The sequence below is a fragment of the Rhodococcus sp. PML026 genome (assembly GCF_000963615.1).
GTDB classification, from domain to species: Bacteria; Actinomycetota; Actinomycetes; order Mycobacteriales; family Mycobacteriaceae; genus Rhodococcoides; species Rhodococcoides fascians.
The window spans coordinates 380,289-401,592 of the sequence record NZ_KQ031371.1 but is presented as its reverse complement, the minus strand read 5'-3'; the positions used below and the strand labels follow the sequence as shown (position 1 = coordinate 401,592).

The window sequence follows — 21,304 nt, the reverse complement described above, 5'->3', positions numbered from 1 at the left end:
CCGTCGAGCTAACTCACCAATTAGTACATTAAATCTCGAGGAGATCGACATGCCGGAATCCCTGCTCTGCGGGCTGATCGGGACGGGTATCGGCAAATCGCTCACGCCCGCGATGCACGAGCGAGAGGGTGCCGAGCACGGTCTGACCTACCTCTATCGGATCATCGATCTCGATCGGCGCGGGCTGACCGTGGACGACCTACCGCGGCTGGTGGCCACGGCAGCCGACCTCGGATTTCGCGGCCTCAACATCACCCACCCGTGCAAGCAACGGGTTCTTCACTGCCTCGACGATCTCTCGGAGGATGCCGCGCGTCTGGGTGCCGTCAACACCGTTGTGTTCTCCGACGGGCGCGCGATCGGTCACAACACCGACTGGTCCGGGTTCGACCGAAACTTCGGCCGTGGCCTACCGGGAGCCGACCTCGGTGATGTCGTGCAACTCGGAGCCGGGGGAGCGGGTGCCGCTGTTGCGTACGCGATGGCACGCCGGGGAGCTGCAAAGCTGACTCTCGTCGATGCCGATCCTCTTCGGGCGCAGCAGCTCCGAGACTCGCTGGCCTCGATGTTCCCCGAGTCCGAGATCTTCTCGACCGGACTCGATCGGCTCGGCGACGTGCTGAGCGCAGCGTCGGGGCTGGTGCACGCAACGCCGGTCGGAATGCTCGAGCACCCGGGATCTGCTGTGCCGCAGGAATTTCTGCGTCCGCAGATGTGGGTTTCGGAAGTCGTGTACAGGCCGGCCGAGACCGAATTGCTCATGCAGGCAGCGCGAGCGGGGTGCCGAACCCTGAGTGGCACCGGCATGGCCGTGTTCCAGGCAGCGGACGCCTTCGAGATATTCACCGGCCGAATTGCGAACGCAGATCGGATGATCGCGCACATGGGCACCCTCATCGACAGCGAAGATCGCGTCGCTGCCGCCGGGGCCTCCGCATGACGGCCATTGCCACGTCGGTGGCCACTGTCTCGCTCAGTGGGTCTCTCGACGAGAAGATGCGCGCCATCGCCGAAGCCGGGTTCGACGGCTTCGAGGTGTTCGAGCCGGATCTGATCAGCTCACCGGACCTGCCTGCAGACATTGCGAAGAAGGCTGCAGACCTGGGTCTGACCGTCGATCTCTACCAACCCTTCCGTGACGCCGACTCCGACGACCCGGACCAGTTCGCGCGCAACGTCGTTCGCGCCGAACGCAAATTCGACGTGATGGAACAGCTGGGATGCGACCTGCTGCTGGTCTGCTCGTCACCGTTGGCCGGTGCAGTGCGCGAGGACGACAAGTTGATCGAACAGATGGCAACTCTCGCCGAGCGTGCACATCGCCGCGGACTGCGGCTGGCCTACGAAGCGCTCGCCTGGGGTAGCCACGTCGACACCTACCGTCATGCCTGGGACATCGTCCGGCAGGTCGACCATCCAGCGCTCGGGACCTGTCTCGACAGCTTTCACATCCTCTCCCGCGGCGACGACCCATCCGGCATCCGCGAGATACCCGGCGAGAAGATCTTCTTCTTGCAGCTGGCCGACGCCCCGCACCTGGTGATGGACGTCCTGCAGTGGAGTCGCCATCACCGATGCTTCCCCGGTCAGGGGAACTTCGATCTGGCAACCTTCGGAGCCGACGTCGTGGCCTCGGGCTACACGGGCCCGTGGTCGCTCGAGATCTTCAACGACGTCTTCCGGCATTCGGACACCGGCCGAACGGCGTCGGACGCACACCGTTCGCTGCTCCACCTGCAGGAGCAGGTCCGCGGCGTCGACACCGTCGTGCCGAATCCCGATCTGTTCTCCCCGCCTCCGCCCGGCCCGATCGAGAACATCGTGTCCCTACGTATCGCCGCGGGCCCTGCCAAGGCCGCCCAGTTGGGTACCACCTTGCGTCACCTCGGCTTCGACCTCACCGCCGCGCACAGCGAACACGGACTGTCGCTGTTCACCCAGGGCCCACTCGCCGTCGCGGTCGACACGACCGTCGACACCCTGTGGACGGCACCGGGCGTCCCCGCCCACCTGCCCGCACTGGCCCAGATCGGGGTCCGCAGCGAGCGGCCCGATCTGTGGTTGACCAGAGCCCGCGCTCTGGGGGTCCCCGCCGCGACGGTCACCATGCCGGGCGTGGCCGACGCGACCGACGCGGTGGTGCGGCTCGCCGTCACCGGTGCAACCTCGCTCGACCTACGCACCCGAGACAGCGCCGGTGCCTGGCAGTCCGCATTCGACCTCGCTCCCAGAGTGCCTGTGCCGCAGGTGAAGCCCTTGGTCTCGCACGTGGACCACATCGCCCTCGCGGTCCCGGCGGAAAGCTGGGACGGCGTGATGCTGTTGCTCCGCTCGGTGTTCGGCATGGTGCCCCGGGACGGTCAGGACGTCGTGGACGCGATCGGACTGGTGCGAAGCCAGGCCCTCACCCTGACGACCATGAACGGCACCATTCGCCTGTCGCTCAACATGGTTCCCGGTCGCCCGTCCGATGCCGACCCCCTGCCCGCCGCCCGCCGCGGAGGCGTCGGACATGTGGCGTTCGGATGCGAGGACATCTACGCCGCGGCCGAGGCAATGACCGAACGCGGTCTCACGCCGTTGCGCATCTCGCCCAACTACTATCGCGACCTGAACGCACGGTTCGGCCTCGGTCAGGACACCCTCGACGCGATGCAGCGGCTCGGCATCCTGTACGACGCCGACTCCGCAGGCGGCGAGTTCTTCCACTTCTTCACCGGCACCGTGGGCGACGACCTCTTCTTCGAGGTGGTGCAGCGGGTAGGCGGGTACGAAGGCTACGGGGAGACCAACTCGGCTGTGCGCCTGGCTGCGCAACTACAGCAGTGAGTAGCGATCAGGACAGTCGCTCGAACACCGCGGCCAGGCCCTGTCCGCCGCCGATGCACATCGTCTCGAGTCCGTAGCGGACTTCTCGGCGGTCCATTTCACGGAGCAGGGTGGCAAGGATTCGGGCACCGGTGGCCCCGACCGGGTGGCCGAGCGAGATGCCGGAACCGTGCGGATTCAACCGCGGGTCGTCCGACTCGATACCCCAGGACCGAGTCACGGCGAGCGCCTGGGCGGCGAAGGCTTCGTTGAGTTCGATGACGCCCATGTCGTCGAGAGTGAGCCCGAGGCGTCCGAGCGCTTTCTCGCTGGCGGGCACCGGGCCGATTCCCATCGTGCGCGGAGCGACTCCGGCAACGCCCCAGCTCGCGAGCCGCGCCAGTGGTCGAAGTCCCAGCGCCGCAGCCTTTTCGGGGGTGGTGACGATGGCGATCGCGGCGCCGTCGTTCTGCCCGCTGGCATTGCCCGCGGTGACCGTCGACTCGGGATCGATCGATGCACGGATTGCCTTCAGCTTCGCCAACGACTCCACGGTCGTGTCGGCCCGTGGATGCTCGTCGGTCGAGACCAGAACCGGTTCCGACTTACGCTGGGGGACGGACACACCCACGATCTCCTCGGCGAACACGCCGCTGTTCTGCGCGGCGACCGCCCGCCGATGCGACTGCACGGCCAGCGCGTCCTGATCGGCGCGGCTGATGGAGAACTCCTGGCGAAGATTCTCGGCGGTCTCGATCATGCCGCCGGGCACCGGAAAGTTCTTGCCACCCGCCGTCACTCGGGCCCGCGCAAGTCGGTCGGAGAGGGCGACCGCCTCGGCCTTGACGCCCCACCGCATGCCGGTCGCGTAGAACTCGGTCTGGCTCATACTTTCGACGCCGCCTGCCAGAACCAGGTCGTTGCCGCCGGACTGCACCTGCATGCACGCCTGCAGTACTGCTTGTAGGCCGGAGCCGCAGCGTCGGTCGATCTGCATGCCGGGCACATCGATGCCGAGATCGGCGTCGAGGGCGGCGATTCGACCGATGGCCGGTGCATCACCGTTAGGTGACGCCTGGCCCAGGATCACGTCGTCGATGTCCGCTCCGGAGATGCCCGTTCGCGCAACGAGTTCGGTGATGACCGTGGCAGCCAGGGCCTGGGCGGAAATGTCACGGAACTGGCCACCGAAACGGCCGACGGGGGTACGCAGGGGTTCGCAGATCACGGCTTCAGGCATGGGTGTTTCCTCGCTTGTCGTTGGCTCCGGTACTTACCCGGAGCAGATCGGTCTCGATGGCGCGGGTGGCGTCGAGCAAGGCCGGGAGTAGTTCGGCGCGCACGGCGTCCGCAGAATGACGTGCAGCTTGGGTCGAGACGTTGGCTGCGGCGACAACCACGCCGGCGCTGTCGCGGATGGGTGCGGCGATCGAACGCAGTCCCTCTTCGAGTTCTTGGTCCACCAGGCAGAAGCCGTCGACCCGCACTCGTTCGAGTTCCCGCGCGAGCGAGGCCGCGGTGGTGATCGTCTTGCCCGTCAACGGCGTCAACCGCACTCGCTCCAGGTACGCATCCAGCTCGTCCTCGGGAAGACCGGCCAACAGCACCCGGCCCATCGAGGTCGCGAACGCCGGAAATCTGGTGCCGATGTTGATGCCGACGGTCATGATGCGGCTCACCGGAACCCGGGCGACGTACACCACATCGTCACCGTCGAGTATCGACACCGAGGACGATTCACGCACTCGTTCGGCGAGCGCCTCGAGATGGGGACCCGAGACCTCGGGGAGCGAAAGACTCGACAAGTAGCTGTACCCCAATTCGAGTACTCGCGGGGTGAGCCAGAACATCGAGCCGTCGGTACGCACGTATCCGAGTTCGACGAGTGTGAGCAGAAACCGCCGGGCGGTCGCGCGAGTCAGGTCGGTCGCTCGGGCCACGTCGGCCAGCGTTCGACGCGGATGCTCGCCGTCGAAGGCTCTGATCACTGCCAAGCCGCGTCCGAGAGACTGGACGTAATCCGAGGACGGCGGTGTGTCCGCGGCACTCACGAGGTTTCGCTCTCGGTGATGGCGGCCTGAGCCAATGCGAAAGCGTTGTTGCTGTTCGGTACTCCCGCGTAGACGGCGGTGTGCAAGAACACCTCGGCGAGTTCGTCGGGTGCGATACCGGCACGCAACGCCGCTCGGATGTGCATGTCGAGTTCGTGGTGGTTACCCAGGGCCGTCAGAACGGCCAGAGTCAGCAGTCGGCGGGTGTGGTGGTCGAGTCCGGGACGAGCCCAGACGTCGCCCCATGCGGTTCGGGTGATGAAATCCTGGAACGGGGACGTGAATTCGGTTCTCGATGCGATGCTGCGGTCGACGTGGGCGTCACCGAGCACACTGCGCCGTACGGCCATTCCGGTGTCGTGCGCCGCGGACCGTCCGGCGGAGTACGCATTCGCTCCGACGTGAGCGGCAATGGCCGCCGTGACGCGGCCTGCCTGTTCGACATTGGCCAGATGTGCGGCCGGGTCGAGTGTCAGGAACGTCGATCCTGCAATGCCATCGGCGATGATGCGCAGATCGTCCGGAGTGGTCGACGGATCCTGTCGGCCCGCGATCACGAGGGTGGGAGCGGCGATCCTGGCAAGGTCCGCGCGAGAATCCCACTCGCACAACGCCTCACAGCATGCCGCGTAGCCCTCGTCGCAGGTCTCGGCAATCATGCGTCGACACCGTGCGACGAGATCGGTGTCGCGGGCGGCGAGTTCGGGCGTGAACCACCGTGCGAGTACAGCGTCCGCGAGTGCTGCTGTCCCCGAGGCGCGGACGGTCGCGGCACGGTCGATCCACTGCACGGCTTCACCGAACTTGGCGGACGTGCACAGCAGGGTCAGAGTGCGCACCCGCTCGGGGCGATGAATCGCAATCCATTGAGCGACGGCACCGCCGAGGGAGAGTCCGACCACGTGGACGCGTTCCAGAGCGAGTGAATCCAGCAGTGCAAGAACGTCACCGGCGAGATCGGCCACGGAATAGGGGCCGGGGGGTACCGGTGATCGACCGTGTCCCCGTAGATCGACCGTCAACACGTGGACGGAAGCCGACAGTGCGCCCACCTGCGGGTCCCACATCGATCGGTCCGAGCCGAGCGAGCCGATCAGCACGACGGTATCCGCATCGGGGTGCGGCCCCTCGGTGCGGTGGTGAGCCAGAGTGACTGTCATCAGATGTCCTTCGAGTCCGTGGGGCGTTCGGTGTCCGGTGCACACGCAGCGAGGATGTCGTCGACCAAGTCGGGTGCGTGACCCACATAGCCTGCTGGATCCAACATCTCGCGCACCGCCTCCGGCGTCAAGAAGGCGGTGATGGCGGGATCCGTGTCCAGTGGCGCACCTGCTGCGCATCGGTCGGTGACGATGTCGCGGGCGCGCTCGGTGTGCGGTGCCAGCGCCGCCGTGACCCGTTCGGCGAGAAGTGCACCACCCGTCGCTTCGAGGTTGCGCACCATGGCATCTGGATGCACATGCAGACCGGTCAGGCTCGTCGCTATACGATGCGCACCGCCGCCGGTGAGGCGTAGCAGATCGGTGACGGTCTCCCATTCGGCGTGCCACGGTCCAGCGGCGCGCTGCTGCTCGTGGTCCATGTTCGCCAGCACTGTCGCAACGGCTCCCGGCACCCGGCGGGCCGCAGCTCGCGCGGTGACGGCGGCGATCGGGTTGCGCTTGTGTGGCATTGCCGACGAACCTCCCGGTGCGTTCTCGGACACCTCGGCCAGTTCGGTGGCGGACATCGACACGATGTCCCCGGCGATCTTCGCAATGGAGCCCGCGGCAATACCCAACGCGCACGCCAGATCTGCGACGGTGACGCGGTCGGTGTGCCAGGGCGCAGTCTGTGGTGCCAGATCCAGTGCTTCCGCGAGCGCGGCGGCAATGGCCGGACCGTGCGGATGTACGGCGGCCATCGTTCCGGCGGCACCTCCGTATTGCACACAGCACGACCGCCGAACCGCAGCGAGACGGTGACTCGAACGATGCAGCGCCCCAGCCCAATTTGCGGCCACCAGCCCGAAAGTAGTGGGTAACGCCTGCTGGCCGAGAGTGCGCGCGACCATAGGAGTGGTCCGGTGCGCCAGCGCCAGGCCTCGCGCCGCGGTATGTGCATCACCGAGCGACGCCTCGACGACCGTGAGTGCGTCACGTGCGACGAGCATGGACGCGGTGTCCATGATGTCCTGGCTGGTCGCCCCGGGGTGCACTGCAGCAGCAGGAACTCCGCGCTCGGACACCGCGTTTCGCAGTACTTTCACCAGTGGTATCACCGGATTCCCACCGGCCGCTGCAGCCGCTCCGAGTGCTGTGATGTCCAGAGATTCACCCAGCTCTGCCGCGACCGCGGTGATGATGTCCGCATGCTTCGCGTCGACCACGCCGACAGAGGCAGCGGCCCGGGAGAGGGCTGCCTCGACATCGAACATCGCCCGAACCCAGCCTCGGTCGCCGACGATCGGTGCGATGATCTCGCTGCCGAATGTCGGATCGAACAGTGCCCCTCTATCGGAAGCCATGGTCCTCTTTCACCGCATCGTCGATCAGTTCGGGAGCGTGCATCACAGCGCGAAGAACGGGGTCTCGTCTCCGTCCGGATCGGTGTTCTGTAACACGATATCGAGGTGGTAGCCGCCGTCCACTGTGGTGGCGACGAGTCGGGCTCGCTTGTCGGCGGGCAAGGCGGACAGCACCGGATCGATTTCGTTGGCCTCGGCCTCGTCCGGGAAGTACATCCGCGTGACGACCCGCTCGAGCATTCCGCGGGCGAAGATTCCGACGTCGATGTGGGGTGCTTCGACGAGGTCGTTCTCGGCGGGCAACGGCCCCGGCTTGATGGTCGTGATCGTCATCGTTCCCCGTGCATCGGCAAATGCTCGACCGAAGCCGCGGAAACCTGCGACACGTGGTGCCACGGCACCCCGTGGATCGTCCGGATGGTCGAAGCGTCCGTCGGAGTCGGCCTGCCAGGTCTCGATCATCGCGTCGGACACCGGTTGACGAGCCCCGTCCACGAGGGTGAACGTCAGGATGATCGCCTCGGCGGTGCCGGGAGGTACCACGTCCTGTCCGTCCGGCCACAGCAGACCGATGTGGACGTACGGCCCGACCGTCTGAGAAGGCGTCTGACCGAACGGTGCGGTGGTGAAATCGGCACCGGTCACCACCGGGTACCGGGGAGCGAACTCGGGGTCAGTCATCGTGGTCGTCCTCCTCGAACGGGGTGGCGTTGCGTCCGCGCAGAACGATGTCGAACCTGAATCCGAGAGCCCAGTTTTGCTGTGTGGCTTCGTAATCGAAGGTACTGATCATGCGAGCGCGCGCGTCTTCGGGAGCTGCGTTGTAGATGGGATCCTGGAAGAACATGGGGTCGTCGGGGAAGTACATCTGCGTCACCAACCGCTGGGTGAAGGCGTGACCGAACAGCGAGAAGTGAATGTGGGCAGGCCGCCATGCGTTGTGGTGATTACCCCAGGGGTACGCGCCCGGCTTGATCGTGGTGAACCGGTATCGGCCGTCGGCATCGGTGAGTACTCGGCCCACGCCGTCGAAATGTGGGTCTAGAGGTGCAGGCCAGCGATCACCCGAGTGTCGGTACCGTCCGCCTGCGTTTGCCTGCCACACCTCGACGAGTGTGTTCGGGATCGCTTTGCCGTCGCTGTCGAGCACTCGTCCGTGAACGATGATGCGTTGACCCTGAGCTTCACCACCTCGCGCAAGTGTCAGGTCGGCGTCGGAAGCCGTGACCCGTCCCTCGCCCAGAACCGGACCGGTGATTTCGGTCAATCGTTGGGGGAGGAGCGTCAACGGCTGCGCCGGATGCCGCAGGGCAGTGGTCCGGTACTCGGCGAAGTCGCGTGGTGCATGGACACCCGTCTGGTCCCGGTACTCGGGCGGGAGATGAAGCATCGACAGCTCCTGACAATCGTGGTGATCAAGCGCACTCATCACCGTATACAGGTGTTCGCATGGTGGCAACCTGTTCACATCACGCACATTGTCGGGTACCGTCGCTGGCATGTTGGACAAAGTCGTGGCCAGTGCCACAGAAGCGGTAGCGGACATCCCCGACGGGTCGTCGATCGCAGTGGGCGGGTTCGGGCTGGTGGGAGTGCCGGAGATCCTGATCGCCGCTGTGCTCGAGCAAGGAGCAACGGACCTCGAGACCATCAGCAACAACTGTGGGACCGACGGCTTCGGTCTGGGAGTGCTACTGGCGCACCACCGTATTCGGCGCACGATCAGTTCGTACGTCGGATCGAACAAGGAATTCGCCCGGCAGTACCTCGGTGGTGAACTGGAGGTGGAGCTGACCCCGCAGGGCACCCTCGCCGAGCGGCTGCGAGCCGGCGGTGCCGGCATTCCGGCGTTCTTCACCCCCGCGGGCGTGGGGACGCAGGTGGCCGACGGCGGTTTGCCGCTGCGCTACGACGGCAGCGGCGGCATCGCCGTGGCGAGTCCGCCCAAGGAGACCCGGAACTTCGACGGGATCACCTACGTGATGGAGCGCGGCATCGTCGCCGACTACGCCCTGGTCCACGCCTGGAAGGGCGACAGGCACGGCAACCTGGTGTTCCACGCCAGCGCACGAAACTTCAATCCACCCGCCGCCGCATCGGGTCGGATCACCGTGGCGCAGGTCGAGCACCTGGTCGAGCCGGGGGAGATCGGTCCGGACGAGGTGCACACCCCGGGCATCCATGTGCAGCGGGTCGTGCACGTCGGCCCGGTCGAGGTCGGCATCGAGCAGAGGACGGTACGAGCATGAGCGAAAAGATGACCCGCGAACAGATGGCCGCTCGGGTGGCGCAGGAGCTCGGCGACGGGCAGTACGTCAACCTCGGAATCGGCATGCCGACCCTGGTGCCCAACTACATTCCGACCGACGTCTCGGTGATTCTGCATTCCGAGAACGGCGTGCTCGGCGTCGGCCCCTATCCCACCGAGGACGAACTCGATCCCGAGATCATCAACGCGGGCAAGGAAACCATCACGGTGCTTCCCGGCTCGTCCTACTTCGACTCGTCGCAGTCGTTCGGAATGATCCGCGGCGGTCAGGTCGACGTCGCCGTGCTGGGTGCGATGCAGGTCAGCGCCACCGGCGACCTCGCGAACTGGATGATCCCCGGGCACATGGTCAAGGGGATGGGTGGTGCCATGGATCTGGTGCACGGTGCCCGCCGCGTGATCGTCATGATGGAGCACGTCTCCCGGAAGGGCGAACCGAAGATTCTGCAGTCCTGCACTCTGCCGCTGACCGGAAAGGCCTGCGTGCACAGGATCATCTCGGACATGGCGGTTCTGGACGTCACCGACAACGGACTGCGCCTCGTCGAGACCGCGCCGGGAATCTCGGTGGACGACGTCAGGAACGCCACCGCAGCCGAGCTACTCGTCGATGTCGCTGGGGAGTGGAGCCTGCGGAACGACTCAGAAGATACCGTCTGACACAAGGACGCGGTCGGCGCGGGAATAGATGTTCATCGACCGGCCGCGGAGAAAGCCGATCACCGTCAGTCCTGATTCGGTCGCGAGATCGACCGCGAGAGACGACGGTGCGGACACCGCTGCAAGTATGGGGATCCCGGCCATCACCGCCTTCTGTGCCAGCTCGAACGAGGCGCGGCCACTGACCATCAATATCGTGCCGCGCAGCGGAACTCGATCGTGCTCGGTGGCCCAGCCGACGACCTTGTCCACCGCGTTGTGGCGTCCGACGTCCTCGCGGAGGACGAGCATGTCGCCGTCCGCAGTGAACAGTGCCGCAGCGTGCAAGCCGCCGGTGGTGTCGAAGACCTTCTGCGCTGCGCGCAGGGTGTCCGGTAGCCCGGCGAGGGTATCGGACGTCACCACGACGTCGTCGTCAGCAGGAGAATGCTTGGTGCGCAACCGGATTGCGTCGAGTGATCCCTTGCCGCAGACCCCGCACGACGAGGTCGTGTAGAAATTGCGTTCCACCCCGGTCTCGGGGGCTGCTACGCCCGGTGCCAGCGTGACGTCCAGGACGTTGTAGGTGTTCGCGCCCTCGTCGTCGACGCCGTCGCAGTACCGCGCCGCAGCGATATCGGCACGCGATGCAATGACGCCCTCGGTCAGCAGGAAACCGTGGGCCAGTTCGACGTCGTGGCCCGGCGTACGCATCGTGACGGCAAGGGCTCTGCCGTCGACGCGCAGTTCCATCGGTTCCTCCACCACCAAGGTGTCGGGACGGTCGACTCGGTGTTCGCCGCGTATTCGGACGACGGGTCTGCGAGCGGTGATCCGGCCCATCAGTGCCGACTCGATACGCGGCGACGTCGAAAGCTCATACCTCGATTGTGGACCCTCGTGTCATCGGTCCGACGACTCGGTTGCCATTGCCCGCACGAGCGACACCAATCGCGGGTGTTCGGCGAGGTCGTCGACCAGCACTGCCGAGCCGTCGGAGTCGGCGAGCGGGACCTTCCAGTTGCCGTACTGGGTCTCGTCCGTACCCGGTTGGTTCTGAATGCGATGTTCACCGACCGCGTCGACGAGAGCGACGCCGATCAGCAGCGACGGGCTGCGCTGGACCAGCCGGTGCAGGGCCTCGACGGTCTCGTGGTTGTCGGCATCGGCAGCGAGTAAACCACGGGTGCGGGCCAGGTCCAGGACCGCCTCTCGCGCACGGGAATCCACTTCCTTTTCCGCATCGATGTCGCGCTCGAGCAGGCCGAGTCGGGACCGCAGTTCGATGTGCTCGCCTTCGAGGTATCCAGCGGTGGGAGGCAGGTCGTGCGTCGTCACCGACGTCAGGCACAGAGTCCGGTAGTCCTCGGGCGGGATGGGTCCGGAATCATCGGCCTCGAACCAGAGGATGGAGGTGCCGAAGATTCCGCGCTCGGTGAGGTATTCCTGCACCATCGGCTCGAACACCCCGAGGTCCTCGCCGACCACTACCGCACCCGCGCGCTCGGCTTCGAGGGCGAGGATGCCGATCAGCGCCTCGTGGTCGTATTCGACATACGTTCCGCCGCCGGCGTTCTCGGCCTCCTGCGGAATCCACCACAACCGGAACAGGCCCAGGATGTGGTCGACGCGGATGCCCCCGGCGTGACGCAGAATCGTGCGCAGCATGTCTCGGTACGGGACGTAGGCCATCTCGCGCAGTCGATCCGGATCCCATGGCGGCTGATTCCAGTTCTGGCCCTGTTGGTTGAAGTTGTCCGGCGGCGCTCCCACGGTGACTCCGGACACCAGCACGTCGCCGAGCGTCCACGCATCGGCCCCGCCGCGGGCGACTCCCACCGCGAGGTCGTGCATGACGCCGATCTCCATCCCGGCGTCGAGCGCGGCCCGCTGGGCAGCGGCCAGTTGCTCGTCGCAGATCCACTGCAGCCACATGTGAAAGTCGATGCGCCCGGCCAGCTTTGCGCGTTGTTCGAGGACGAAGTCGGTGCGGGGGTGCGCTGCGCGATCGGTCCATGCGGGATCGTTCGGGCCGAACTTCTCCGCCAGCGCGCTCCACACCGCAAAATCCCGGAGCCCGGTGCCCTCGCGTTCGACGAACGCCCGGAACGCGGACTCGCGGGCCGGACTGCGCTCGACCTTGTGGACGCGTTCGAGGGCGCGGAGCTTGGCCTTGAACGTCGCGTCCCGGTTCAGCTTCTTGGTGCGAACGTTCGCCTTGTCGAATCGAGCCGCGGCATCCTGGATCTTGCCGAACTGCTTGGGCGAGAGCAGCGCCGTCTCCCGAATGTTCTCGACACGGATGTACAGCGGATTGAAGAAGCGTCGCGTGGTCGGTAGATACGGAGAGGCCTCCACGGGCGTCGTCGGCCGGTCGGCGTGCAGCGGATTGACCAGCAGATAGTCGAATCCATGCACGCGGCCGGCGATGTCGACCATGTCCTCCAGGTCGGCGAGATCACCGATGCCCCACGAACGCGTCGAGCGCACCGAGTACAGCTGTGCCAGCAGACCGGTACGTTGCCTGTCGGCAAGTTCGGCATTGGGCGACAACGACTTCGGTGTGACCACGACGACCGTGTCCGAGGTTCGGACGGTGTTGTCCTCACCGATCGTCGTCGCTGTGAGGCTGTGCCATCCCAGCGGGGCATCGCCGGGCACCACGAACGTGGCACGTCCGATCAGCCGTCCGTCCACCTCGCGCGGATCGACCCAGACGTCGGCCTGCGGTACCTCGATGGCGTCGCCGTCCTCGGACACCATCGACACTTCCACCGGATTGCCGTGTGGCACATGCACCCACACCGTCGCCTCGGTGCCCTGGGTCGTGACGACCACAGGAGGAAGCAGGCGACGCCACGGTGCGTTCTCGATGTCCTCCAGTGCCCGATCGACATCCTCGGTGGTCTCGGTCGCGTAACCGCGTGCAGCCAATACCTGCCGCAGGGTCGCGTCGCTCACGTCGTGCTCGGTGTCGTCCCAGCCTCGGTACGACGTCGACGTACCGAGCCGCTGGGCGAGAGTTCGTAGGGCCTGCGAGTAATCCTCATCCGAATGTGCCACGGTGTCGATCGTGCCAGTTCGACGGGCGCACGTCACCCGCACCGGTCGGCCGTTCACCGCAGGTTCGTTCCGCGGTGTGTTCGGGGGGCGACACCCGTGTACTGCGAGGGTTGAAAGCTTCCCCGCTGGGTAGTCTTGCTCGGCACACGAGAAACGAACTGCTTGGCGACGATGGGAAGTGCGGATGGCTGGGGTCAGCAAGATCGAAGAACTGGAGCGAGATTCCGGTGCACCGGTCGAGCTGAGGGTGCGCGCCGAAGCCGACCAATTGCCGGTGGTGCGGGCCGTCGCGGAGACTCTCGTGGTGCTCAGTGACTTCACTCTCGACGACATCGCCGACGTGAAACTCGTCGTAGACGAGGTGTGCTCCCAGCTCATCAAAGGTTCGGTCGCCGACGCGGAACTCTCGTGCAGGTTCTCCGTCAACGATGCCGGGATCCGAATCGTCGTGACGTCCACGCTGACTCCGACGTCGGTCCCGAAGCAGGACAGCTTCGGTTGGCACGTATTGCAAACTCTCGCAGACTCCATCGAACTCCGCGCCGACGACGCGATCGACGACGTTGCCGGCCGCACCGTCGCGATCGACGTGGTCAAGCGGAGGAGCAAGGTCTAGTGCCGGTGCCGCAGGAACGAAGCACACGGCGAGAGTCCGACGATTACAGCGACGTGGTCGCGCTGATCCAGCAGATGCAGGCGCTGGACGAGAATTCACCGCAGCGTTCCGTGCTGCGTGACCGCATCATCACGCGCTGCCTTCCCCTTGCCGAACACATCGCGCGCCGATTCGGTGGGCGCGGTGAAGCGCACGAGGACCTCTTGCAGGTGTCCAGGCTGGGTCTGGTCAATGCAGTCGACCGGTTCGACATCGAGCGTGGGTCGGATTTCGTCTCGTTCGCCGTCCCCACCATCATGGGCGAAGCACGTCGCTACTTCCGCGACGCCGGCTGGTCGGTACGGGTACCGCGACGCATGAAAGAGCTGAACTCGATGATCTCGCAGGCGGTGGGATCGTTGTCGCAGAAGCTCGGTCGCGCCCCGACCGCGAGCGAAATCGCCGCCGAACTCGGGATCGACGTCAAGGAAGCATCGCAGGCACTGCTTGCCCGCAGCGCGTATCAGACCGTGTCGGTCGATTCGGTGGTGAGCGAGGATCGCCTCCCGCTGATGGACACGCTCGGTGCCGACGACCCGGAACTCGAGAAGATGGAAAGCTACCTCGCTGTGCGGCCCGCACTGGAGAAGCTGCCCGAGCGCGAGCGTCGCATCGTGGTGCTCCGGTTCTTCGGGTCGATGACTCAGACGCAGATCGCCGAAAAGGTCGGAATTTCGCAGATGCACGTGTCGCGCATTCTGGCGCGCACGCTCGCTCAGTTGCGTGAGGATCTCGGCGAGGACTGAACCGGACACAGCCGACGCGGAACGATCTGTTGCCACTACTGTCGTTCGCATGAGTGTCTACGACAACATCGACGAGTACATCGCGGCCCGACGTGTCACGGGGTTGGCGGTGGATCGCAGTGGTTCTCGTGCGGTCGTTGTCGTTGCTGCTCTGAGTGATTCGCGCACCGAGTACCGAACGTCGCTGTGGGAGATCGACGTGGACGGACGGTCTCCGGCGCGGCGAATCACCCACGGCGAGCTGGGCGAGAGCGCGCCGGTGTTCACCGCGTCCGGGAATCTGATGTTCTCGCGCCGCTCCAGCGAGGATGATCCGGCACAGTTGTGGATACTGCCCGCCGCCGGCGGGGAGGCCCACGTGGTCGAGACCCGGTCGGCGGGAATCGGTGACGTGCGAGCGGCTCGGTCCGTCGATCGGTTCGCCGGCTTCTCGCCGGTGTTCGGCTCGTCCACGACAGACGAGGACGACGACGGCCTGCGTACCGAGCGCAAGACGAACAAGGTGGATGCAATTCTGCACACCGGTGTGCCGGTGCGTTTCTGGGATCACGATCTCGGTCCCGCAACCCCGCATCTGTTCGCAGGCGAGACGGAAACCGACCTCGAGTCGGCACCACTGCGTGATCTGACGCGTGACGCGGCAGGCGCTCTGCAGGAAGCGGCCTTCGACATCAGCGCCGACGGCACTTTCGTCGTCTCCACGTGGTCGGTGCCCGGCCCGCTGGCAACCGTCCGCACGATACTGGTGCGCATCGACACCGGGACCGGAGAACGGACCACGATCGTCGACGACGCGGATGCCGATCTGGGTGCACCGGCCATCTCGCCCGACGGCCGTGCCGTCGCGTTCGTCCGTGAATCGATCTCGACTCCCGAACAAGCGCCACGAATGACGTTGCAGCAGTACGAGTTCGGTACGGACTCCGTCACCGATCTCGCTCCGGGCTGGGATCGATGGCCGATCGGTCCGGTCTGGCTGCCGGACGGGTCCGGCGTGTTGGTCACCGCGGACGACGACGGCCGGTCGCCGATCTTCGTGATCGAGGCGGGTGCGGAGCCGCGTCGTCTGACGCATACCGACGACGCGTACACCCACATCCATGTGTCGTCGGACGGAAAGCGCGTAGTCGCTGTGGCCGCCTCGTATCTGGCCGCCCCGCACCCGGTCTCGATCGACCTGTCCGACGGCACCGTGGTCGACCTCGACGCCGGAATCGACAACGGCCCGCTGCCCGGCACGTTGACCGAGATCGAGACCGCCGTCGAGGACGGCAGTCGAGTCCGAGGATGGCTGGCGTTGCCGCACGGTGTGTCGGACGATTCGCCCGCGCCGCTGCTGCTGTGGGTGCACGGCGGCCCACTGGGTTCGTGGAACACGTGGTCCTGGCGGTGGAATCCATGGCTGATGGTGGCGCGAGGGTACGCGGTGCTGCTCCCGGATCCGGCGTTGTCCACGGGCTACGGCCAGAATTTCGTGCAGCGTGGTTGGGGCGCGTGGGGCAGTGCCCCGTTCACCGATCTGATGGCGTTGACCGATGTGGCGGTTGCCCGAACCGATATCGACGACACGCGCACCGCCGCAATGGGTGGCTCGTTCGGCGGGTACATGGCCAACTGGATCGCCGGGCACACCGACCGATTCGACGCCATCGTCACCCACGCCAGTCTGTGGGCACTCGATCAGTTCGGACCGACGACCGACGCACCGTGGTACTGGGCGCGGGAGATGTCCCCCGAGATGGCGGTGGAGAACTCTCCGCACCTGTTCGTCGCGGACATCTCGACGCCGATGCTGGTCATCCACGGTGACAAGGACTATCGCGTGCCGATCGGCGAGGGCCTACGGTTGTGGTACGAACTGCTCAGCGAATCGGGACTGCCCGCCGACGACGACGGTCAGACCGAGCACCGATTCCTGTACTTCCCCGGCGAGAACCACTGGATTCTGACGCCTCAACACGCCAAGGTCTGGTACGAGGTGGTACTGGCATTTCTGGCGGGGCATGTCCTGGGCGAGAGCGCGTCGATGCCGCGAATACTGGGCCACTAGAATCGACCGGTGACCAGTTCAGCGCCAGAGACCCCAGACAACCCAGCCGACCGTTTGCCCAAGAGCTGGGACCCCAGCGAGGTAGAGGCCGAGCTGTACCGGGGTTGGGTGGATGCCGGTTATTTCGAGGCCGATGCCACCAGCGACAAGCCGCCGTACTCCATCGTGCTGCCGCCGCCCAACGTCACGGGCAGCCTGCACATGGGCCACGCCCTCGACCACACGTTGATGGACGCGCTGAGTCGGCGCAAGCGCATGCTCGGGTACGAGGTGCTGTGGCTCCCGGGAATGGACCACGCGGGCATCGCCACGCAGTCGGTGGTGGAGAAGCAGCTCGCCGCCGACGGAAAGACCAAGGAAGAGTTCGGTCGCGAACTGTTCATCGACAAGGTGTGGGACTGGAAGCGCGAGTCGGGCGGCACGATCGGCGGCCAGATGCGTCGTATCGGCGACGGTGTCGACTGGAGCCGTGAGCGATTCACCATGGACGACGGCCTGTCCGAGGCCGTGCAGACCATGTTCAAGCGCATGTTCGACGACGGTCTGATCTACCGCGCCGAGCGGCTGGTCAACTGGTCGCCGGTGCTGCAGACGGCCATCTCCGACATCGAGGTGAAGTTCGAGGACGTCGAGGGCGAACTCGTCTCGCTTCGATACGGGTCGCTGGACGACTCCGAACCGCACGTCATCGTGGCCACCACTCGAGTGGAGACGATGCTCGGCGACACTGCTGTGGCGGTGCACCCCGACGACGAGCGCTACCGGGCTCTGGTGGGCACCACCCTCGAGCACCCGTTCACCGGACGAAAAATACCGATCATCGCCGACGACTACGTCGATCCCGAATTCGGTACCGGCGCAGTGAAAATCACTCCGGCGCACGACCCCAACGACTTCGAGATGGGCGTTCGACACTCACTGCCGATGCCGTCGATCATGGACAAGGCCGGCCGCATCGCCGATACCGGAACGCAGTTCGACGGTATGGACCGATTCGAGGCGCGTGTCAAGGTCCGTGAGGCCCTGGCCGAGCAAGGCCGAGTGGTCGCCGAGAAGCGCCCGTACCTGCACAGCGTCGGACACTCCGAGCGCAGCGGTGAGCCGATCGAGCCGCGTCTGTCGCTGCAGTGGTGGGTCAAGGTCGACACCCTGGCCAAGGCGGCCGGTGACGCAGTTCGCAACGGCGACACCGTCATTCATCCCAAGAGTCAAGAGCCGCGCTGGTTCGCCTGGGTCGACAACATGCACGATTGGTGCATCTCGCGTCAGCTGTGGTGGGGCCACCGAATTCCGATCTGGTACGGCCCCGACGGCGAGACGGTGTGCCTGGGACCGGGGGAGACCCCACCCGAGGGGTGGGAGCAGGACCCCGACGTCCTCGACACCTGGTTCTCTTCCGGCCTGTGGCCCTTCTCGACGATGGGCTGGCCGGAGGCCACTCCCGAACTGGAGAAGTTCTACCCGACCGGCGTACTCGTCACCGGCTACGACATTCTGTTCTTCTGGGTCGCCCGGATGATGATGTTCGGCACCTACGTCGGAGCCGACGACGCCATCACCGCAGGAAAGCAGGGCCCACAGGTTCCGTTCCGAGATGTCTTCCTGCACGGACTGATTCGCGATCAGTTCGGCAAGAAGATGTCCAAGTCTCGGGGCAACGGCATCGATCCGCTCGACTGGGTCGACCGCTTCGGCGCGGATGCACTGCGGTTCACGCTGGCCCGCGGTGCCAACCCGGGTGCCGACATGTCCGTCGGCGAGGACCATGCGCAATCCTCGCGCAACTTCGCCAACAAACTGTTCAACGCCACCAAGTTCGCCCTGATGAACGGCGCAGCGCCGGCCGAGCTGCCGTCGCGCGCCGCACTCACCGACGCCGACCGTTGGATCCTCGACCGACTCGATCAGGTTCGAGCAGAGGTGGATTCGGCGTTCGATCGCTACGAGTTCAGCAAGGCGTGCGAGGCGCTCTACCACTTCACGTGGGACGAGGTCTGCGACTGGTACCTCGAAATTGCGAAGGTGCAGTTCGCCGACGAGAGCATCGCCGAATCCACCCGTGGAGTCCTAGGCAACGTTCTCGACGCGGTGCTGCGCCTGCTGCACCCGGTCGTCCCGTTCGTGACCGAGACCCTGTGGAAGGTGCTGACCGGGGGAGAGTCCCTGGTGGTCGCCACGTGGCCGACCCCTGCCGCCGATCCGGTCGATCCTGTTGCTGCGCAACGCATCGAGGACATGCAGCGCCTCATCACCGAAATTCGTCGGTTCCGCAGCGATCAGGGGCTCAAGCCCTCGCAGAAGGTCGCGGCCCGCATCGTCGGAGTATCCGAGGCGGACCTGGACGGACAGCTTTCGGCGGTCACCGCGCTGGCCCGACTGACCGAACCGGCCGAGGACTTCGCGGCCACGGCGTCGGTGGAGGTACGACTGAGCAAAGCGACCGTGGTCGTCGAACTGGACACCTCGGGCACCGTCGACCTGGTCGCCGAACGCGCTCGACTCGTGAAGGATCTCGCCGCCGCCGAGAAGGAGTTGGCGCAGACCACTGCCAAGCTCGGCAACGAGGCGTTCCTCGCGAAGGCACCGGATGCCGTGGTGGACAAGATCAGAACCCGACAGTCCATCGCGCAGGAAGAAATCGCCCGGATCACCGCGCGCATCGAATCGATGGGAAGCTAAGTGACCGAGCCGGACGACGCCCTGCCGTCACCACCACCGACCCCGGTCGACCTGGCCGAGCTCGCGCTCGTCGAGGCCGAGCTCGACAAGCGTTGGCCCGAAACGAAGATCGAGCCGTCTACCGCCCGAATCTCGGCGCTGATGGACCTACTCGGTTCTCCGCAGAAGGCGTATCCGTCGATCCACGTGGCCGGAACCAATGGCAAGACGTCCGTCACCCGCATGATCGATGCGTTGCTGACCGCTTTCCATCGGCGTACGGGCCGCACCACCAGTCCGCATCTGCAGATGGCCACCGAGCGGATCAGTATCGACGGCCGTCCGGTGTCCCCGCGCACCTACGTGGACACCTACAACGAGATCGCACCGTTCGTCGAGATGATCGATGCACAGTCCGAGGCCGCCGGTGGACCGCGGATGAGCAAGTTCGAGGTCGTCACCGCCATGGCGTTCGCGGCCTTCGCCGAGGCACCGGTCGAGGTCGCCGTCATCGAAACCGGGCTGGGCGGCCGCTGGGACGCCACCAACGTGGTCGACGGTGAGATCGCCGTCATCACCCCGATCGGTCTCGACCACGTCGAATTCCTCGGGGACGATCTGTCCACGATCGCGGGGGAGAAGGCCGGCATCATCAAGAAGGCACCGGAACTACTCGTGCCACGGGACACGGTGGCCATCCTCGCCAAGCAGGAACCCGAGGTGTCCGAGGTCCTGCTTCGTGCGGCGGTGCAGGCAGACGCTGCCGTGGCACGGGCCGGATCGGAGTTCACCGTTCTCGGTCGGCAGATAGCCGTGGGCGGACAACAGCTGGAGTTGCAGGGGCTGGGCGGTGTCTACACCGACATCTTCCTGCCGTTGCACGGAGAGCACCAGGCGCACAACGCCTCTCTCGCTCTCGCAGCAGTCGAGGCATTCTTCGGGGCGGGCCCGGACCGTCAACTCGACCAGGACACCGTGCGCGAAGCCTTTGCGACCGTGGTCAATCCCGGTCGTCTCGAGCGAGTACGCAACGCGCCCACGGTGTTTCTCGATGCCGCGCACAACCCGCACGGGGCCGCTGCACTGGCGGCCGCCCTGGCCGACGAATTCGACTTCCGCAAACTCGTCGGAGTCGTCAGTGTCATGGCGGACAAGGACGTCGGCGCGATCCTCGAAGCATTGGAACCGGTGTTCGACGACATCGTCGTCACCCACAACGGGTCCGGTCGAGCGATGGATGTCGACGCGTTGGCCGACATAGCCGTGGCCAAGTTCGGCGACGAGCGGGTCGTGGTGGCGTCGACGCTGCCCGATGCGCTCGAAACGGCGATCGGGTTGGCCGAAGAAGTGGCCGAGCCCGGCGAAGCCGTGTCCGGTGCCGGGGTCGTCGTCACCGGCTCGGTGGTGACCGTGGGCGCAGCGCGCACGTTGTTCGGAAAGGATCCCGCGTGAGCGAAGCAGAGTTTCGACCACCGACAACCGACCCGTGGAAGGGATTTCGCGGTGTGTCGGCGGGCACACTGGTACTGGAAGCGATCGTGACTCTGCTCGCTCTTCCGGTCGTGGCGACTCTCGGCGGCGGCGCATCGTGGTTCTCGACCACCTATATCGTGGCGCTCGCCGTGGTGATGATTCTGGCCGCGGGGAAACAGGGCGAACCCTGGGCGATGAAGCTCAACCTCGCGTTGCAGTTCTTCGTGATGGCCGGGGCCGTGTTCCATCTGTCCATCGGCGCCGTGGGTCTGATCTTCCTTGCCGTGTGGCTGTATCTGCTCTATCTGCGCCGGGACATCACCGAACGCATTCGACGCGGCATGCTGCCCGGGCAACGCGACTGACACCGGACCGGTCGGTTGGGG

General features: G+C 65.8%; 18 protein-coding genes. 10 read left to right on the top strand and 8 right to left on the bottom strand.

The genetic code is table 11. The annotated features are described in order from the left end of the window. The first annotated feature begins 49 nt into the window (after positions 1-49). Both VF34_RS09445 and VF34_RS09440 read left to right on the top strand, forming a co-directional pair. The gene (locus VF34_RS09445; RefSeq protein ID WP_045841275.1) at positions 50-940 is read left to right on the top strand and encodes a shikimate dehydrogenase; all 891 of its coding nucleotides are present in this window, start codon (positions 50-52) and stop codon (positions 938-940) included. Beyond that, a complete protein-coding gene (locus tag VF34_RS09440) occupies positions 937-2,829 on the top strand; it encodes a sugar phosphate isomerase/epimerase and 4-hydroxyphenylpyruvate domain-containing protein (protein WP_045841274.1) in 1,893 nt (630 codons plus the stop codon). Before VF34_RS09445 ends, VF34_RS09440 begins: the two co-directional genes overlap by 4 nt. A 7-nt stretch (positions 2,830-2,836) precedes the next feature. On the opposite strand, the gene VF34_RS09435 is transcribed toward VF34_RS09440, so the two are convergent. The 6 genes from VF34_RS09435 to pcaH are packed head-to-tail and all read right to left on the bottom strand — an operon-like array spanning position 2,837 to position 8,755. Further along, positions 2,837-4,048, bottom strand: coding sequence for an acetyl-CoA C-acetyltransferase (locus VF34_RS09435; RefSeq protein WP_032368206.1), 1,212 nt, complete (start codon positions 4,046-4,048; stop codon positions 2,837-2,839). After that, positions 4,041-4,859 carry an IclR family transcriptional regulator domain-containing protein gene (locus VF34_RS09430; RefSeq protein WP_027497571.1) on the bottom strand — a complete coding sequence of 273 codons (819 nt, stop codon included), beginning with the start codon at positions 4,857-4,859 and terminating at the stop codon, positions 4,041-4,043. Before VF34_RS09430 ends, VF34_RS09435 begins: the two co-directional genes overlap by 8 nt. Then, positions 4,856-6,019, bottom strand: coding sequence for a bifunctional 3-oxoadipate enol-lactonase/4-carboxymuconolactone decarboxylase PcaDC (gene pcaDC / locus VF34_RS09425; protein WP_032399920.1), 1,164 nt, complete (start codon positions 6,017-6,019; stop codon positions 4,856-4,858). The genes VF34_RS09430 and pcaDC overlap by 4 nt, the downstream gene beginning before the upstream one ends. Continuing rightward, a complete protein-coding gene (gene pcaB, locus VF34_RS09420) occupies positions 6,019-7,365 on the bottom strand; it encodes a 3-carboxy-cis,cis-muconate cycloisomerase (protein WP_045841273.1) in 1,347 nt (448 codons plus the stop codon). Before pcaB ends, pcaDC begins: the two co-directional genes overlap by 1 nt. Positions 7,366-7,407: 42 nt before the next feature. Next, a complete protein-coding gene (gene pcaG / locus VF34_RS09415; protein ID WP_032389268.1) occupies positions 7,408-8,046 on the bottom strand; it encodes a protocatechuate 3,4-dioxygenase subunit alpha in 639 nt (212 codons plus the stop codon). After that, positions 8,039-8,755 carry a protocatechuate 3,4-dioxygenase subunit beta gene (pcaH, locus tag VF34_RS09410; protein WP_032374444.1) on the bottom strand — a complete coding sequence of 239 codons (717 nt, stop codon included), beginning with the start codon at positions 8,753-8,755 and terminating at the stop codon, positions 8,039-8,041. The genes pcaG and pcaH overlap by 8 nt, the downstream gene beginning before the upstream one ends. 109 nt (positions 8,756-8,864) lie before the next feature. Between pcaH and VF34_RS09405 the strand changes: the two genes are divergently transcribed. Further along, positions 8,865-9,614: a CoA transferase subunit A gene (locus VF34_RS09405; protein WP_196249563.1), complete on the top strand. Its 750-nt coding sequence runs from the start codon at positions 8,865-8,867 to the stop codon at positions 9,612-9,614. Continuing rightward, positions 9,611-10,294 (top strand): CoA transferase subunit B, encoded by a 684-nt coding sequence (locus VF34_RS09400; RefSeq protein WP_045841272.1) that lies wholly within the window; start codon positions 9,611-9,613, stop codon positions 10,292-10,294. The genes VF34_RS09405 and VF34_RS09400 overlap by 4 nt, the downstream gene beginning before the upstream one ends. Here VF34_RS09400 and fdhD read toward each other — a convergent pair. Both fdhD and malQ read right to left on the bottom strand, forming a co-directional pair. After that, positions 10,277-11,116: a formate dehydrogenase accessory sulfurtransferase FdhD gene (gene fdhD / locus VF34_RS09395; RefSeq protein WP_032399923.1), complete on the bottom strand. Its 840-nt coding sequence runs from the start codon at positions 11,114-11,116 to the stop codon at positions 10,277-10,279. The genes VF34_RS09400 and fdhD overlap by 18 nt on opposite strands. Positions 11,117-11,176: 60 nt before the next feature. Then, entirely contained in the window at positions 11,177-13,336 is a 2,160-nt protein-coding gene (gene malQ, locus VF34_RS09390) for a 4-alpha-glucanotransferase (RefSeq protein WP_032374575.1), read from the bottom strand. 184 nt (positions 13,337-13,520) lie between these two features. On the opposite strand from malQ, the gene VF34_RS09385 reads away from it, so the two are divergent. The 6 genes from VF34_RS09385 to VF34_RS09360 are packed head-to-tail and all read left to right on the top strand — an operon-like array spanning position 13,521 to position 21,283. Next, the gene (locus tag VF34_RS09385) at positions 13,521-13,952 is read left to right on the top strand and encodes an ATP-binding protein (RefSeq protein ID WP_027497563.1); all 432 of its coding nucleotides are present in this window, start codon (positions 13,521-13,523) and stop codon (positions 13,950-13,952) included. Next, positions 13,952-14,737 (top strand): SigB/SigF/SigG family RNA polymerase sigma factor, encoded by a 786-nt coding sequence (locus VF34_RS09380; RefSeq protein ID WP_032368200.1) that lies wholly within the window; start codon positions 13,952-13,954, stop codon positions 14,735-14,737. Before VF34_RS09385 ends, VF34_RS09380 begins: the two co-directional genes overlap by 1 nt. Before the next feature lie 49 nt (positions 14,738-14,786). Then, on the top strand, positions 14,787-16,787 hold the full coding sequence (locus VF34_RS09375) for a S9 family peptidase (protein ID WP_032370219.1): 2,001 nt from the start codon (positions 14,787-14,789) through the stop codon (positions 16,785-16,787). A 9-nt stretch (positions 16,788-16,796) separates the two neighbouring features. Next, positions 16,797-19,466, top strand: coding sequence for a valine--tRNA ligase (locus tag VF34_RS09370; RefSeq protein WP_045841271.1), 2,670 nt, complete (start codon positions 16,797-16,799; stop codon positions 19,464-19,466). Beyond that, complete coding sequence (folC, locus tag VF34_RS09365; protein WP_045841270.1) at positions 19,467-20,897, top strand: bifunctional tetrahydrofolate synthase/dihydrofolate synthase; 1,431 nt, start codon at positions 19,467-19,469, stop codon at positions 20,895-20,897. After that, positions 20,894-21,283: a DUF4233 domain-containing protein gene (locus VF34_RS09360; RefSeq protein WP_032399926.1), complete on the top strand. Its 390-nt coding sequence runs from the start codon at positions 20,894-20,896 to the stop codon at positions 21,281-21,283. Before folC ends, VF34_RS09360 begins: the two co-directional genes overlap by 4 nt. Positions 21,284-21,304 lie beyond the last annotated feature (21 nt).

Bases quoted from the DNA above. Each gene is read 5' to 3' on its own strand.
- VF34_RS09435 (WP_032368206.1), bottom strand. From the start codon at position 4,048: ATGCCTGAAGCCGTGATCTGCGAACCCCTGCGTACCCCCGTCGGCCGT.
- VF34_RS09440 (WP_045841274.1), top strand. From the start codon at position 937: ATGACGGCCATTGCCACGTCGGTGGCCACTGTCTCGCTCAGTGGGTCT.
- fdhD (WP_032399923.1), bottom strand. From the start codon at position 11,116: ATGGGCCGGATCACCGCTCGCAGACCCGTCGTCCGAATACGCGGCGAA.
- pcaDC (WP_032399920.1), bottom strand. From the start codon at position 6,019: ATGACAGTCACTCTGGCTCACCACCGCACCGAGGGGCCGCACCCCGAT.
- VF34_RS09375 (WP_032370219.1), top strand. From the start codon at position 14,787: ATGAGTGTCTACGACAACATCGACGAGTACATCGCGGCCCGACGTGTC.
- pcaH (WP_032374444.1), bottom strand. From the start codon at position 8,755: ATGCTTCATCTCCCGCCCGAGTACCGGGACCAGACGGGTGTCCATGCA.
- pcaG (WP_032389268.1), bottom strand. From the start codon at position 8,046: ATGACTGACCCCGAGTTCGCTCCCCGGTACCCGGTGGTGACCGGTGCC.
- VF34_RS09385 (WP_027497563.1), top strand. From the start codon at position 13,521: ATGGCTGGGGTCAGCAAGATCGAAGAACTGGAGCGAGATTCCGGTGCA.
- VF34_RS09405 (WP_196249563.1), top strand. From the start codon at position 8,865: ATGTTGGACAAAGTCGTGGCCAGTGCCACAGAAGCGGTAGCGGACATC.
- pcaB (WP_045841273.1), bottom strand. From the start codon at position 7,365: ATGGCTTCCGATAGAGGGGCACTGTTCGATCCGACATTCGGCAGCGAG.
- VF34_RS09400 (WP_045841272.1), top strand. From the start codon at position 9,611: ATGAGCGAAAAGATGACCCGCGAACAGATGGCCGCTCGGGTGGCGCAG.
- VF34_RS09445 (WP_045841275.1), top strand. From the start codon at position 50: ATGCCGGAATCCCTGCTCTGCGGGCTGATCGGGACGGGTATCGGCAAA.